Source organism: uncultured Arthrobacter sp., assembly GCF_902805515.1.
Classification (GTDB): domain Bacteria; phylum Actinomycetota; class Actinomycetes; order Actinomycetales; family Micrococcaceae; genus Arthrobacter_D.
In genome coordinates this window covers 23,943-38,356 of sequence record NZ_CADCTE010000002.1, presented here as the reverse complement: position 1 = coordinate 38,356, position 14,414 = coordinate 23,943, and the positions used below count along the sequence as shown (strand labels likewise).

General features: G+C 68.7%; 16 protein-coding genes. 5 read left to right on the top strand and 11 right to left on the bottom strand.

Translation table 11 applies throughout. The features are described from left to right. A complete protein-coding gene (locus QZX79_RS00880) occupies window positions 1-2,538 on the bottom strand; it encodes an RNA helicase (RefSeq protein WP_294563397.1) in 2,538 nt (845 codons plus the stop codon). 39 nt (window positions 2,539-2,577) lie between these two features. On the opposite strand from QZX79_RS00880, the gene QZX79_RS00875 reads away from it, so the two are divergent. Then, window positions 2,578-3,384 carry a trans-aconitate 2-methyltransferase gene (locus QZX79_RS00875; RefSeq protein ID WP_294563396.1) on the top strand — a complete coding sequence of 269 codons (807 nt, stop codon included), beginning with the start codon at window positions 2,578-2,580 and terminating at the stop codon, window positions 3,382-3,384. Here the strand turns inward: QZX79_RS00875 and QZX79_RS00870 are convergent. The 5 genes from QZX79_RS00870 to QZX79_RS00850 form a co-directional block, all read right to left on the bottom strand. Continuing rightward, on the bottom strand, window positions 3,368-3,763 hold the full coding sequence (locus tag QZX79_RS00870) for a DUF1801 domain-containing protein (protein ID WP_294563392.1): 396 nt from the start codon (window positions 3,761-3,763) through the stop codon (window positions 3,368-3,370). The two genes, QZX79_RS00875 and QZX79_RS00870, sit on opposite strands and share 17 nt — an antisense overlap. A 71-nt stretch (window positions 3,764-3,834) precedes the next feature. Then, window positions 3,835-4,533, bottom strand: a complete 699-nt coding sequence (locus QZX79_RS00865; protein WP_294563389.1) for an SRPBCC domain-containing protein — start codon at window positions 4,531-4,533, stop codon at window positions 3,835-3,837. After that, window positions 4,523-5,140 (bottom strand): helix-turn-helix domain-containing protein, encoded by a 618-nt coding sequence (locus tag QZX79_RS00860; protein ID WP_294563387.1) that lies wholly within the window; start codon window positions 5,138-5,140, stop codon window positions 4,523-4,525. Before QZX79_RS00860 ends, QZX79_RS00865 begins: the two co-directional genes overlap by 11 nt. A gap of 139 nt (window positions 5,141-5,279) precedes the next feature. Next, window positions 5,280-5,675, bottom strand: coding sequence for a VOC family protein (locus QZX79_RS00855; protein ID WP_294563385.1), 396 nt, complete (start codon window positions 5,673-5,675; stop codon window positions 5,280-5,282). A gap of 54 nt (window positions 5,676-5,729) precedes the next feature. Continuing rightward, window positions 5,730-5,945, bottom strand: coding sequence for a hypothetical protein (locus tag QZX79_RS00850; protein WP_294563383.1), 216 nt, complete (start codon window positions 5,943-5,945; stop codon window positions 5,730-5,732). 242 nt (window positions 5,946-6,187) lie between these two features. Between QZX79_RS00850 and QZX79_RS00845 the strand changes: the two genes are divergently transcribed. Further along, window positions 6,188-6,838, top strand: a complete 651-nt coding sequence (locus tag QZX79_RS00845) for an SGNH/GDSL hydrolase family protein (RefSeq protein WP_294563380.1) — start codon at window positions 6,188-6,190, stop codon at window positions 6,836-6,838. 37 nt (window positions 6,839-6,875) lie between these two features. On the opposite strand, the gene QZX79_RS00840 is transcribed toward QZX79_RS00845, so the two are convergent. From QZX79_RS00840 to QZX79_RS00820, 5 genes are all read right to left on the bottom strand, one after another. Next, complete coding sequence (locus tag QZX79_RS00840) at window positions 6,876-7,307, bottom strand: DUF1801 domain-containing protein (protein ID WP_294563378.1); 432 nt, start codon at window positions 7,305-7,307, stop codon at window positions 6,876-6,878. 133 nt (window positions 7,308-7,440) lie between these two features. Further along, on the bottom strand, window positions 7,441-8,364 hold the full coding sequence (locus tag QZX79_RS00835; RefSeq protein ID WP_294563375.1) for an SRPBCC family protein: 924 nt from the start codon (window positions 8,362-8,364) through the stop codon (window positions 7,441-7,443). A 142-nt stretch (window positions 8,365-8,506) separates the two neighbouring features. After that, window positions 8,507-9,094 carry a TetR/AcrR family transcriptional regulator gene (locus tag QZX79_RS00830; protein ID WP_120168281.1) on the bottom strand — a complete coding sequence of 196 codons (588 nt, stop codon included), beginning with the start codon at window positions 9,092-9,094 and terminating at the stop codon, window positions 8,507-8,509. Window positions 9,095-9,233: 139 nt separating this feature from the next. Then, window positions 9,234-11,633, bottom strand: a complete 2,400-nt coding sequence (locus QZX79_RS00825) for a glycoside hydrolase family 65 protein (protein ID WP_294563370.1) — start codon at window positions 11,631-11,633, stop codon at window positions 9,234-9,236. Window positions 11,634-11,675: 42 nt separating this feature from the next. After that, window positions 11,676-12,398: an HAD family phosphatase gene (locus QZX79_RS00820; RefSeq protein WP_294563366.1), complete on the bottom strand. Its 723-nt coding sequence runs from the start codon at window positions 12,396-12,398 to the stop codon at window positions 11,676-11,678. A 357-nt stretch (window positions 12,399-12,755) separates the two neighbouring features. Here QZX79_RS00820 and QZX79_RS00815 point away from each other — a divergent pair, with 357 nt between their 5' ends. From QZX79_RS00815 to QZX79_RS00805, 3 genes are all read left to right on the top strand, one after another. Next, window positions 12,756-13,556 carry a hypothetical protein gene (locus tag QZX79_RS00815; protein ID WP_294563363.1) on the top strand — a complete coding sequence of 267 codons (801 nt, stop codon included), beginning with the start codon at window positions 12,756-12,758 and terminating at the stop codon, window positions 13,554-13,556. A 78-nt stretch (window positions 13,557-13,634) separates the two neighbouring features. After that, window positions 13,635-14,132 (top strand): DUF2975 domain-containing protein, encoded by a 498-nt coding sequence (locus tag QZX79_RS00810; protein ID WP_294563360.1) that lies wholly within the window; start codon window positions 13,635-13,637, stop codon window positions 14,130-14,132. Then, window positions 14,132-14,410: a helix-turn-helix transcriptional regulator gene (locus QZX79_RS00805; protein ID WP_294563357.1), complete on the top strand. Its 279-nt coding sequence runs from the start codon at window positions 14,132-14,134 to the stop codon at window positions 14,408-14,410. Before QZX79_RS00810 ends, QZX79_RS00805 begins: the two co-directional genes overlap by 1 nt. Window positions 14,411-14,414 lie beyond the last annotated feature (4 nt).

The following is a 14,414-nucleotide window of genomic DNA, read 5'->3' as shown; positions in this document are numbered from 1 at the left end:
CTACGGCGCGCCCACCCCGGTGACCTCCACCACGGGCGTGCCGGCCGCGTCGGAGGCGGCGAGGTCGATGACGGCGTTGATGCCCCAGTCATTGTTGCCGGCGGGATCCTTAAAGATCTGCCGGACCTTCCATACCCCCGGCAGCTTCTCGATGATGAGCAGGTTCGGCCCGCGCGCCTCCGGACCGTCGTCGATGTCCTCGTACTCCTCGAAGTACCCGTCCAGAGCCTCGGCCCACCGGTCTGCGGTCCAGCCGGAGTCGGCATCGAGTGCCCCCAGCGCCTCGTCGCGCTCGTCGGCGAACAGCTGCACGCGCTGGAACATCTCGTTGCGCACCATCACCCGGAAGGCGCGCTCGTTCGAGGTCAGCGACGGCGGCTCCTCGGGCAGGTCCACCTCGGGGCCGGTGTCGACTCCCGTCGGTTCGCCGGCGCTCAGCCGCGCCCATTCGTCGAGCAGGCTCGAGTCGACCTGCCGGACGAGTTCGCCCAGCCATTCGATGATGTCGCTGAGGTCCTCCCGCAGCGCGTCCGTCGGCACTGTCTGGCGCAGCGCCTTGTAGCAGTCGGCGAGGTAGCGCAGGAGGATTCCCTCGGAACGGGTGAGGGCGTAGAACGCCACGTACTCCCCGAAGCTCATCGCCCGCTCGTACATGTCCCGCACCACGGACTTCGGGGCGAGCTCGAAGTCCCCAAGCCACGGCGCCGCGGCCCGGTAGACATCGAAGGCCTGCTGCAGCAGCTCGGCGAGGGGCTGCGGGTAGCTGATCTCCTCAAGCCGCGCCATCCGGGCGTCGTAGTCGACGCCGTCGGCCTTCATCGCGGCGACCGCCTCGCCCCGGGCCTTCTTTTCCTGGGCGGAGAGCACCTGCCGGGGCTTCTCCAGCGTCGCCTCGATGACCGAGACGACGTCGAGGGCGTAGGCCGGCGCCTCGGGGTCGAGCAGTTCCAGGCTGGCGAGCGCGAACGGGGACAACGGCTGGTTCAGGGCGAAGTTCGCCTGCAGGTGCACCTTCAGCCGGACCTGGCGCCCGTCGGCGTCCGGCTCGGGCAGCTTCTCCACGATGCCCGCGGCCACCAGTTCCCGGTAGATGCCGATGGCCCGGCGCATCAGCCGCAGCTGCGAGGAGCGGGATTCGTGGTTCTCCCCGAGCAGCCGCTGCGCGGCCTTGAAGGGGTTGCCAGGGCGCTCGAGCAGGTTCAGCAGCATCGAGTGGCTGACCGTGAAGGAGGAGGTCAGCGGCTCCGGCACGCCGTCGACGAGGCGCTCATAGGTCGGCTTGCCCCAGGACACGAAGCCCTGGGGCGGCTTCTTCCGCACCACCTGGCGCAGCTTCTTCTGGTCGTCGCCGAACTTGGAGACGGCCTTGGCCATCGCCTTGGTGTTCTCCACGACGTGTTCCGGGGCCTGGACCACGACGGTGCCCGCGGTGTCGTAGCCGGCCCGGCCGGCCCGGCCGGCGATCTGGTGGAACTCCCGGGCGTTGAGCAGGCGGGTCCGGACGCCGTCGTACTTGCTGAGCGCCGTGAGGAGCACCGTCCGGATGGGGACGTTGATGCCCACGCCGAGGGTGTCCGTGCCGCAGATGACCTTCAGCAGGCCCGCCTGGGCCAGCTGCTCCACGAGCCGCCGGTACTTGGGGAGCATCCCCGCGTGGTGCACGCCGATTCCGTGGCGGACGAACCGGTTGAGGGTCTTGCCGAAGCCCGAGGAGAACCGGAAGGTGCTGATCAGTTCGGCGATGCGGTCCTTTTCCGCCCGGCTGCACACGTTCACGCTCATCAGGCTCTGCGCCCGCTCGATGGCCTCGGCCTGGCTGAAATGCACGACGTAGACCGGGGCCTGGTTGGTCGAGAGCAGTTCCTCGATCGACTCCTGCACCGGGGTTTCGACGTAGTAGAAGTGAAGCGGGATGGGCCGCTCCACCGAGGTCACGGTGGCGGTGGGCCGCCCGGTCCGGGTGGTGAGCTCCTTCTCGAACAGGCTCACGTCGCCGAGGGTGGCGGACATGAGCAGGAACTGGGCCTGCGGCAGTTCGAGCAGCGGCACCTGCCAGGCCCAGCCGCGCTGGGGGTCGGAGTAGAAGTGGAACTCGTCCATGACGACGGTTCCCAGTTCCGCGGCGGCGCCTTCCCGCAGCGCGAGGTTCGCAAGGATTTCCGCGGTGCAGCAGATGATCGGGGCGTCCGAATTGACGCTTGAGTCGCCGGTGACCATGCCGACGTTCTCGGCACCGAAGATTTCGGTCAGGGCGAAGAACTTCTCCGAGACAAGGGCCTTGATCGGCGCGGTGTAGTAGCTGGTCCGGCCTTCGGAGAAGGAGAGCAGGTGCGCGGCGATGGCCACGAGGGACTTCCCGGAGCCGGTGGGGGTGGCCAGGATGACGTTGCTTCCCGAGGCCAGCTCGAGCACCGCCTCGTCCTGCGCGGGGTACAGCGACAGCCCGCGGGAGCCAGCCCAGGCGGTGAAGGCCTCGTACACGGCGTCCGCCTGGAGCTGGCCGGACGGGTGGGCAGGGAGATGCTCTTGGATCCTCATGGTGGTTTCAGCCTACCCGTGGTGCGGTTAGGGTGAGCTATGCGATGGGACCCCCGGAAGTACGCCGAGTTCGCCGACCAGCGCGGACGGCCGTTCTTCGACCTGGTCTCCCGCATCGGCCACCCCGCCCCGCGGCGCGTCGTCGACCTGGGCTGCGGACCGGGCGAGCTTACCGCGGCGCTGGCCCGCCGGTGGCCGGCGGCCGAGGTGGTCGGCCTCGATTCCTCGCCGGAGATGATCGCCCGGGCACGGGACGGCGCGGAGCGGCCCGCCAACCTGACCTTTTCCACCGGCGACGCCGGCACCTGGCTGCCCGGGCCGGAGGACGACGTGATCGTCTCCAATGCGCTGCTGCAGTGGGTGCCCGGGCACCGGGAGCTGCTGCGGAAGTGGGCGGCCGCGATGGGCGGGGGCGCCTGGCTGGCCCTCCAGGTGCCGGGAAACTTCGAGGCGCCCTCGCACGCGCTGATGCGCCGGCATGCGGCCTCCCCGCGCTGGGACTCCGCGCTGCGGGGAGTGCTTCGCCACGCCGACGCGGTGGACCAACCCGGCGGGTACCTGCGCCTGCTCGCCGGCGAAGGGCTGCAGGTCGATGCCTGGGAGACGGTGTACCACCAGGTGCTCCAGGGGGAGGACCCGGTGCTCGAGTGGGTGCGCGGCACGGGGCTGCGCCCGGTCCTGGCGGCCCTGACGGCGGCCGAGGCGGCCGAATTCGAGGAGGGCTACGCCCGGCTGCTGCGGCAGGCCTACCCCGCCGAGCCCTTCGGCACGGTGTTCCCCTTCCGGCGGATCTTCGCCGTGGCCGTGAAACCTCCGGCCGCGGCGGCAGCTATCGGGAGCCCTTGATCCGGCGCCAGCCGCCGGCCCGGTTGTTGGCGATGATCTGGCGGATCATGGCGGTCAGGGCCGGTGCGTTGACCGGTTCGCCCTCCCGGTAGGCCACGGTGCGGGCCGTGGCATTGCCGTGTCCGGCGGTGATGATTCCCTCGGGGTCCGGCACGATCGCCCCGTCGTAGAGGAAGACGTTGACGTGGTCCTTCGCCGCCAGGAAGGCGCAGACATTGCCCTGCAGGACGAAGTACGGCTGGACCCGCCGCTTGATGGTCTCGGTGACCTCCGGGTCGGCCTCATGGATGAGCGCGCGGACCTCGGTGAGGATGTCCCGCTGCCACTGCGGCAGCGCGGCAAGGTAGGCATCGACGCGCGGATCGGTGGGGGAGTCCATGAGGGAACCCTGCCACCGGCGCGGGCGCCGGGCAAGCAGGTGGCAGGGCTTCCGTCGGTGGTTCGGCAGGCTCAGACGTAGGCCTTCTCGAAGAAGGCCTCCCACTCCCGGGGCTGGACCTCGGCCGGCGCGGCCCCGCCGGTGGTGAAGCGGTGGACCGTCAGACCGACCGGTGCGCCCCAGGCGTTGCGCCCGAAGAACCGGTACAGGGTGTCGGCGGAGCGCAGCCCAAGGAAGTGCTCGTTCCGGTAGTCGACCTCGACGTCGGTCGGCCCTTCACCGGGCAGGTTCACCACGGGCCGGTCGCCCTGGGCCGCACCGTCGAGTCCGAGGGCGTCGAGAAGGCGGGTGAAGCCATCCGGGGCCTGCGACCCCGCGGGGGCCTGGATGTCGGTGAACGCGACCTCGAGCCCGTCGAAGTGGCGCAGGTACTGGTCGAGGGTGTGGAGGTAGAAAGCGGTGTGGGCGGAGGCGCCGTCGTACTGCTCATCCCAGTTGTCGACGAAGATCCCGCTGTGCACGTAGTGGAGCCGGGAGCCGTTGTCGCCGAGGGGCGTCAGGACGTGTTCGAGCTGGTTGAACCAGCCGTCCGGGCCCTCCATGCGGCTGATGTGGTGCCGCGGAAACTCGTTGACGATCCGCTCCGCCTCCCAGTCGTCGGTGGGGAACATCCACGCCGGCTCGGCCTCCGTCACGGCCTTCCAGACCCGTTCCGGCGGGGCGCCCAGCGTGATGTCGACGGTGATCTCGAAGGACCGGTCAGTGCTCATTGTGCTTCTCCTTTGAAGGTGTGCTTTCTTTCGGAGTGGGGTGGAGGGCAACGATCAGCCGGTGGCGGCGCCCTCCGGGGGTGTCTGCGGGGGAGCTGTAGGTCTCGACGAGGCGGGCCACGGCGCTGCCGAGCTCCTCGACGAAGGCGGCCCGGTCCGCGGCGGAGCGAAAGGACAGATCGCCGTCGATGCCGAACGTGGGAAGCTTCCGGTCCGCCTTTGCGGCACCGGCAATGAGCTGGCCCAGCTCACCGACCATGCGCGAGGCGAGGGCGAGGAGCCAGAAGGCCGAGAACCGGTCGGAGAACCGGGCGGGGTCCGGAGCCACAGGGTCGAGCACCGAGGGGGAGATCACGTAGGAGGCGGCCGTCGCCTGCACCAGGCGCTCGGTCATATTCCCGCGCCGGCGCTCCTCGACGAGGGAGACGAGCCCGACGGCTTCGAGCGCTCGCAGGTGGTAATTGATTTTCTGCCGGGGAAGCCGCACCTTTGCGGCCAGGGAGGACGCCGAGCCGGGTTCGGCAAGTTCCTCAAGCAGCCGCGACTTGATCGGGTCGAGCGAGGCGACGGCAGCGCCCCGGTTGTCGATGGCGTGGATGGAAAGCATGGCATCAGCCTCCCACCGACAAAATAAATCGTCAAGGAAAAATCTGTTGTCGGTTTGGATCTGCAAAGGGCGAGGGATCCGTCCGCCTTCTAGATGTCATCCGCCCTGCGCCCGCCGGCCGGGCGAGCAGCATGCCGTCCTACCCCTCGCCGGCCTCCGGTCGGCCAAGATCGGCTCCCGCCGGCTGCCAGAGTTGTATTGGGTTCCCCTCGGGGTCATGGAGACCGGCGAAGGTTCCGTTGGGGTATACCTCGGGGTCGCGTTCAACCTGGATGCCGGCCGCTTCAAGCTGGGCGACCATGGCATCGAGGTTCCGCACCCGGAAGTTCACGGCCCAGGCCCGGCCGGGGGCGAGTGCCGGAGAATCGGAATCCATGCCGGCAAACACGGTCGGCCCCTGCTCCTGCCGCCAGGGTGGGGTGTCGTAGGTTTGCGGCGGCGGGGTGACACCGAGGTGCTCCTCGTACCACTGTCCCAACCCCGAAGGATCGGACGATGCGAAAAAGAATCCACCGATACCACTCACTCGTTCCATGGGGGGAACCTATGCCGCTTTGATCGGCGCGGCAAGGGGGGCGGCAGAGCGGCCTCAGGCTTCGGGTGCCCGGTTCACCAGGTAGGTGGACCCATCGGAGTTGCGCACGACCTCCCACTGCTGGAGCTGGCGCTGGCGCTGCTGCTGGGCCGCGTCGTCGCGGTAGACGACGGGTCCGGCCACCGAGCCCTGCTGCGCCGGCCCGAAGAACATCCGCAGTTTCCCCGTGAGCCCCATGAACCGAACGGCAAAACCGTCATTGCGCGCCATCTTCGAATCCTTCCGATCAGCCATCCCGCGGCGGAGCCGCAGCGTCCTGGTTTACTTAGTGTGCTAACTATTCGCGCGAACGCAAAATTCCCGGGCCTTTCGGCCCCCTGGTGACGCAGTCGGACAACGGCTGCCCGGGTACCGCCCGCAGGAGTTCCCGCCGCGCAGTCAAGCGTTGGGGTGCCACCCCGCCCCGCCCGGTTCCCACCGCCTCGGCCTGCACTTCTTGGTAGATTGGCGCCATGCCGGCAAGGAATACGGGTGGTGCGGCGGGTCATGCCGTACTGCTCGGTGACTCGATCTTCGACAACGCCGCCTATGTCCCGGGCGGACCGGATGTGGTGCGGCAGCTGCGCGGCGCCCTCCCGGCGGACTGGCGGGCTTCGCTGCTGGCGGTCGATGGAGACGTGATCGCCGGCGTCGAACGCCAGCTCCGGTCCCTGCCTTCCGATGCCACGCACCTGGTGGTCAGTGTTGGAGGCAACGACGCCCTTCAATCCGCGTACCTGCTCGACGAGAAGGTGGCCACCGTTGCCGCCGCGCTGGTGCGGCTGAGCGCTGCCCAGCGGCAGTTCGCCGCGGCCTACGACGCGATGCTGGAGGCAGTGACGGCGGTGGGCCTTCCCGTGGCGGTGTGCACGATCTATGACACGCCTCCGGGTGAGCCCAACCAGCCGGTCATCCGGACCGCGATTGCGGTGTTCAACGACTGCATCACGCGGGCGGCCTTCTCGCGCGGGGTGCCCCTGATCGATCTGCGCCTGATCTGCGACGAGGACGCTGATTACGCCAATCCGATCGAGCCGTCGGTCCAGGGCGGGGCAAAGATCGCGCGCGCCGTGGCGTCCCTCCTCACGGACCCGGAGCTGCCGCGGTCCACCGTGGTGGTCTGAGGGTCCGGGCGGCCGCCGCTGTGCGTTCCGGGTTGGCTCAGGCCGGCGGGACGGTGAAATCGGTGGTGGTCATGTGTGTGTATCCAACCCGGATCAGTTCCTCAAGGACGCCCATGTCGACCTTGGCCAGCGAGGAGACGTAGAGGCACGCGACGCTGGTGCGGTGCGGGCCGAGCCGCTCCAGGAGCCCGGCCGCTTCCGGTGCAACGGTCAGCCCGTAGAGGACCAGGGCCGAGCTGCGCGGTGAAAACCCGACGGCGAGCGCGTTCCCCTCGCGTCCCGAGGCATAGCGGTAGGAGTACCTGCCGAAGCCGACCATCGAGGGCCCCCACACGACGGGAGGGGCGCCGGTCACCTCCTGCATGAGGGCCAGCAGTGCCTGTCCGTCGCGCCGGCGGGAGGCGTTCGGGACGCCCTCAAGGAACGCGGCCGGATCCGTGCGGGCCGGCTGGGTCTTGTTCTCTGCCATGGCGTGTGCGTCCGCGCTTTCTCAGGGGTCGACGTGGCGCCAGCCTAGGCGGTGCGGGGCCGCGGACACAAGAAGCCCGCGGCCGGACGGCCGCGGGCTTCTTGTGTCTCCTTTCGGAGGGCGGGAGCTCCGGTCAGCGGACCGGCCCGTTGCCACGGAGCGGGTCGTCGCCGCGGAGCGGGTCGTCGCCGCGGAGCGGGTCGTCGCCGCGGAGCGGATCGGTGCCGCGGTCCGTAAGGCGGTCCGCCGCACTCGTGGTGTCGCTCTGCGCGGTCCCGTCGGATTCGCCGCCGACATCGGCCAGGCCGTTGGTCTGGTCGAAGGGCGTTGAGACGTCCCGGTCGGCGACCTCGTCGGAGGTCACGCCGGTCGGAGCGGCCACGGTCTCGGTAACGGGAGTGGTAGTGACCGGGGTGACCGGGGTGATCGTCTCGTCCACCTCCGTTTCGGTGTCCTTGCTGCGCCCGGCGGCGGCAGCACCGACCGCGGCAGCGGCGGCCAGGCCGACGGCTCCGGCCACCACCTTGCCCGAAACACCGGCCTTGCCGGAGTCGCCGCGGGATTCGGCCGCGTGCTCGACGCCGGGGGTGCCGACGGCACCGCCTTCATTGACCGAACCGCGCCAGGCGCCGCTGGCATAGCCTTCGGACTCGATGAAGGCCTTGAACCGCTCGAGGTCGCCTTCGGCCTGCTTCTCGACGACGTTCAGCTTGTCGCCGACCTTCTCCACGACTCCCTCGGGCTCGTACTCGAGGAACAGGGTGACGGAGGTCTGGCTGCCTCCGAGGTCCTCAAAGGTGACCGAACCGGCGTTGGTGGCGCCCTCGGTAGCCGCCCAGGAGACCTTGCGGTCCGGCACCTGCTCCAGGATCCTCGCCTCCCACTGGCGGCGGATTCCGCCGATCTCGGCCACCCATTCGAGGCGGTCGTCGCTCAGCTGCGTCACACTCTTGATGCCGCCCATGAACTGGGGGAAGTCCTCAAACTGGGTCCACTGGTTGTAGGCGGTGCTCACCGGCACGTTCACCAGGATGCGCTTTTCGACCTTCGTGCTCATCGTGTCTCCTTCGATTGGAACGGGCGGTGACGAACCGGTAACGATTCGTCAGTATGCTTACTATACATTCGCCCGGGTGCCGTCGCTAGGGCACCGTGCGTCGTCACGGCGCCCGTTCGGGCCGCCGGAGGTGCGTTTCCGCTCAGACGCGGACGGCCAGCTGGTGCTGGTCGATCAGCCACCGGGCCAGCGGCATGGCCCGTTGGGCGGCGCGGGGGTCGGACTCGGCGGCCGCCACGATGGCGCCCTTCATCAGCAGCACCCAGGCATGGGCGAAGCCCTCGGGGTCGGTCAGTCCGGCCTCTCCCGCGAGGGTCTGGACGCCCACCCGCATCTTCGTCAGGTACTCGGCGCTGGCGCGGCCCAGCGGGTGGCTGTAACCCAGCTCGAACAGGACCTTGATGTAGGAACAGGATTCATAATCCGGCCGGTGGAACCACTCGTCGAGGACGTCGAAGATGGCGAGCAGGCGCTCCTCGGGGGTGTTCCCCCGCCTGGTGGATTCCGCAACGAGATAACCGTCGGTGAAGACCTCCTCCCGGCGGGCGAGGAAGGCGAGGACCAGGTCGTCCTTCGACTGAAAGTGGTAGTAGAAGGTCGCCTTGGCGATGCCCGCCTCACGGATCAGCTCGTTGACGCCCACGTCCCGGATGCCGCGCTGCATAAAGAGCCGGTACGCCGCCGAAAGGATCCGTTCGCGGGGCTCCTCGAGCTCCGCCTGCATTGCCATGGCATTTCCTAACCCGTGGAGGGGGAGCGGCGGCGGCTGGCGGGCTTCACGGACGGTCCGGTCCGCGGCCGGGCGGGCCGCTTTCGCTCCTATCTGCGATTGTACGTGCCCCGGCGCCCGGGAGCCCCTGATTTCTGCCTCAGTGGGCCGCCCGCTGATCGGCAGACGGGGCCTGCTGACCGGTCGGCACCGCCCGCTGACCGGTGGGGCGTGCCTGCACGATGGGCATGCCTGCGGTCGCGAAGCTGCTGCGGAACACCGACGGCACCGGCGCCTCCCGGGCCGGCAGCATCACCGTGACCTCCCGGGCGCCCACGGAGACCAGTTCGTCCCGCACCTGGACGTCGAGGGGGCCGTCGCCGTCGAAGCTCAGGGTGATCGATCCCCGGGCCAGTGCGACCTGCAGCGTGCCGCCGCGGAGCTTCAGATGGAACTCCAGGGAGGTCCACGCCGCTGGCAGCCGCGGGTCGAAGTAGGGCACCGGCCCCTGGTCGCGGAAACCGGCAAAGCCATTGACCAGCGACAGCCACACCCCGCCGGCGGCGGCGATGTGGACGCCGTCGATGGTGTTCGCATGGGAGTCGTCAAGGTCGATGAAGGCGGCGTCGGTGAAGTGGGCCAGTGCGACGTCGCCGTAGCCGACCTCCGCGGCCATAATGCCCTGGACACAGGGCGAAAGCGTGGAGTCCCCGGTGGTGAGCGGATCGTAGAAGTCGAACGCGCGCTGCTTTTCCGCGGCGGTGAAGTCCTGCCACTGGAGGAACATGGCCAGCACGGTGTCCGCCTGCTTGAGCACCTGGTGCCGGTAGATCACCAGCGGGTGGAAGTGGAGCAGCAGCGGGTACTGCGAGCGGGGCGTGGACCAGTCCCACGGTTCGAGGGTCATGAAGTCGGCGTCCTGGGAGTACACCTCGAGGGTGTCGTCGTAAGGCATCTGCATGCGCGCAGCGGCCTGCAGCCACAGGTCCCGTTCGCCTTCGTCGACGCCCGGGTGCTGAAGGGCCGCGGCGGCGCGGAGGTTGAACCGGGCCATGACGTTCGTATACAGGTTGTCGTTGACCACTGCCGTGTACTCGTCCGGACCGGTGACGCCGTGGATGTGGAAGGCTCCGCGCTTGCCGAAGAAGCCAAGGGACATCCACATCCGCGCCGTCTCGATGATCAGGTCGGCGCCCTCGGACTGACGGAAGGCGGTATCGCCGCTCGCCCAGCTGTACCGGTTCGCAGCAAAGGCGATCGCGGCGCCGATGTGGAACTGGGCCGTGCCGGACGCGTAGTAGGCGCTGGCCTCCAGTCCGTTGATGGTGCGCCAGGGGAACAGCGCTCCGTCGACGTTCAGCTCGTCGGCGCGCATCCGGGCTTCGGGAAGGAGTGCGTGGCGGAACTCAAGCACCCGCCGCGCGCCCCGGGGGTTCGAATAGGTGAGGAAGGGAAGGAGGTAGATCTCCTGGTCCCAGAAATAGTGGCCCTGGTAGCCCGAGCCGCTGACTCCCTTGGCCGGGATTCCCGCGACTCCCGCCTGCGCCGTGCCCTGCTCCAGCTGGAACAGGTTCCACCGCACGGCCTGCTGGAGTTCTTCCTGGCCTCCGATGCGGATATCGGCGGTCGACCAGTAACGCCGGTAGTGCTCCGCGCTCTCGGCGAAGATCGCCGCGGTGGGTTTCAGGGCCGCTTCGGCCGCCTCCTGGATGTCGGACCCTTCACCGGCGGTGGTGAAGGCGTAGGCGACGCTCTTTTCGAGCAGCAGGGGAGCGCCTTCATCGACCGCCAGCACGTACCGGACGACGCTTTCGTCCTGGTCGGCCTGGGTGGTGAAGGGCTGCTGGGGGCCGGAGATCCGGTGATCGACGGCGACGCCGATTTTCTGCTTGGACTCGGAGGTCTCCCAGGCGAGCCGGAGCGAGCCGTTGCTTCCCTCAAGCCGCAGGGGCAGCAGCACCCGTTCGGCGTGCCGGCCCGAGCGGCGTGGATCGTGGCTGGAATGATCCTCAGCCGGCTGGTCCTGCCGGTTCACGATGGAGGAGGTGATATCGACCGAGACCTGCCTGTCCGTCATCAGCTCGAGGGTGATGGCCAGGCCGCCGCGCGTCTGCTGCCCCACGGCCCGGCGCTCCACCGTGGTGACCGTGGCCCCGGACCGGCACGCCCAGGTCACCCGGCACTCGTACAGGCCGGTGGTGAAGTCGATGGTGCGCCGGTAATCGACGACGGCCGAGCCGGCGAGGGTGAGCGTTTCGCCGTCGATGACGACCGTGAAGTTGTTGGCGTCCGGTACGTACAGGATGCGTTGCCCGGTGCGGGCGAAACCGAAGGCATTCTCCGCGTGCTGGATGTCCCAGGTCTCATGGAAACCGTTGATGAAGCTGCCGGGCAGCTCCGCGTCCGCAGGTGACCAGTGGGCTCCCCGGACACCGAGGAAACCGTTGCCGATGGCGAAAATCGTCTCGACCGCGCCGGTATTACCCGGCGTGAAGCAGGTCTCCACCAACTGCCAGGGGTGGCAGGGAAAACGGTCGCGGTCGGCGTTGATCAGTGCCATGATCGGCAGCCCTTCGTGAGGGGTGGGCGGAGGAGCGGGGTGCTAGAGGAGTTGGTCAAGGTCATCAACCACCAGGGTGGCGCCGGCGTCGAGCAGGTTCTGCCTGCCGGCTCCGCGTTCGACGCCGATTACCGAATGGAAGCGGCCTGCGCTTCCGGCGCGGACGCCGGAGACGGCGTCCTCGACCACAATGCAGGACGCCGCGGGCAGCCCCAGAAGTGAGGCGGCGTATTCGAAGGTGGCAGGATCGGGCTTGCCCGGGAGCCCTGCCCCTGCCGCGACCGTACCGTCGACGACGACCGGGAAATATTCCTCGAGTCCGGCGGCCCGGAGCACTGCGGCGGCGTTCCGCGAGGAGGAAACCACCGCGAGCCGCAGGCCGCGCTGCTGGGCTGCTCGGACGAAACGCACCGATCCGCTGAAGGGGCGCACCCCACGCGAGGCGACGATGTCGTTGAACAGCCGGTTCTTGCGGTTGCCGAGCCAGGAGACGGTGTTGCTCGCCGGGTCGTCGTCGGGCGGGCCCTCTGGGAGGACGATGCTGCGGGAGGCGAGGAAGTCGCGCACCCCGTCGAAGCGTGGCTTTCCGTCGATATGGTCGAAGTAGTCGCTGCCGCTGTAGGGCCGGCGTTCGGGCCAGTGGGCCAGGTACCCCTCGAACAACTCACGCCAGGCGGTCTCGTGAACCTCGGCCGTAGGGGTGAGGACGCCATCGAGGTCGAACAGCACCGCGGACGCGTCCACCCAGGAATAGAGGGCTTTCATGGTCGTGCCGTGCCCGTCCGGACGGCCGTAGTGCGGGGGAGCGGGCCGGGCCCGCAGCGCTCTGGAAGCTGCGGTGCTCTGTGGAAGCCGGTGGCACCCATGGGAAATCCTTCAGCAGTGAGACCCTCAGTAAACGGCAGGGAAATTCTGAGCTGCGTTCTGGTGTCCACTATACAGACAGGTCGTTCTACTTCGATAGACGTGTTACGTGATTGGCGTGGAGAAAACCCGGCCCGTGCCCGCAGCGGGCAGTATGCATCGGTATGGCACCATCTCCCTATGCGGTGGTCGGGGGAAACGGGGCGCGGGGGCTGGATCGGTCCCCGGCTGACAGGACGCGCCGGCTCGGTCGGCAGTGTGGTGCCCACCGGTTTCGAGGCATACGCGCGGGTGCTCCACCCGCCCCGGGCCACACCGCCGGGGCTCGGGGTGGACACGGGCCCCGGTGCGGGACTTCCTGGCGGGCCCACCCGATGGTCCTGGGCACGGGCCGCGGCGCACACGGGGGCGGTCATCCACCCGCAGGTGCAGTGGGCCGGGATCGCAGGTGCCACCGATATCACCCTTCGGCTGTCGAGCGGGTGGGACCTCGACGCGCCCGCCCCCGGGCACCTTGAGCCGGAGCTCCTGGCGGTCCTGCTGACAGTGGCACGCGGGGCGACCACCACTGCTGCGCCGCTCACCCTCGGGCTGTGGTCCGGCTGGGACGTGGCCGGTGCGGAGCTGATGCCCTTCACCCCGGCAGGCGCTTCACACGGGGAGCGGAGGGCTGCCCGCGACGAGGCGGGGTCCGCCTACGCCGCGGCGGTCGACCCCGCGGTCGCCCTTGCCCTGGCAGGGGGTCCGTACCTGGAGCTGCCCGGCCGGCGCTACATCCTGCTCGACGCCACCGCTGACGAACTGGCCGACCCCACCTGGCCGCTGCGGGCAGGCATTGGCTGGTTCGGTGGCATCCCAGGTCCCATGCCCCAGCTGATCTGGCCCGGCGACCGGGCCTGGTTCGTCGGTTCGGAGATCGACTTCGACTCCACGATCGTCTGCGGGACGCGCGCCTTCATCGACGAGGTGCTGGCCGAGCCCGTCCTCGAGGCCCTGAACGTAGAGCCGGGCACCGACCTGACCTCCGAGGGGGACTGGATCAACCGGCATCACTTCTAGTTAGCCAACTATCGTATCTCTTGCAGTTTCTATTGAAAGTCGATAACTTTAGAGTGTTGAACGGCTAAGGGAGAGAAAATGGGAAATCTAACGGTCATTGCATTGCGCGTCGTGCTTGGAATGATGTTCGCAGGCTCGTTGTTCGTTCAGATTGTGATGGTTCCCCTGCTCGGGGTGGACCTGCGCGAGGCCGACCCCGACGTGGCAGCGATCCGCACTCCACTTGTCGTCCTCACGGTGCTGATCATCCTCGCCCTTCAGACGGCGATGGTCTGTGTGTGGGGGCTGCTGACGATGGTGAGGCGGGGGACCGTGTTCTCCTCAAGCGCCTTCCGGCTCGTCGACATCGTCATCGGCGCCTTCACGGCGGCATCGTTGCTCACCTTCGGGCTGGGCGTCGCCCTCGCTCCCGGCGAGGCGGTCGCACCCGGAGTGGTCCTGCTGATCGGGGGAGTGGCGGTCATGATCGCCGCCGTGGCCCTCATCGTGCTGGTGCTGCGGGCACTGCTTGCCCAGGCCGTGGACCGGGACGTTGAAGCGCGGAAGCTTCGCACCGAGCTGGACGAGGTGATTTGATGGCCATTGTGGTGCGGATCGATGTGGAACTGGCGAAGCGGAAGATGAGCGTGGGCGAGTTTGCCGAAAGGATCGGCCTGACGCCGGCGAATGTGGCGGTGCTGAAGAACGGGCGGGCCAAGGCGGTTCGCTTCACCACCCTGGAGGCCATGTGCAGGGTGCTCGGCTGCCAGCCCGGTGACCTGCTGGAGTGGGTCGACGACGACGCCGGGGTTCCGGGAGTACCGGACACCTCCGCGCCCGTGGATGCCGCCACCAAGCAGGCAGAAGGTCAGTGACCGG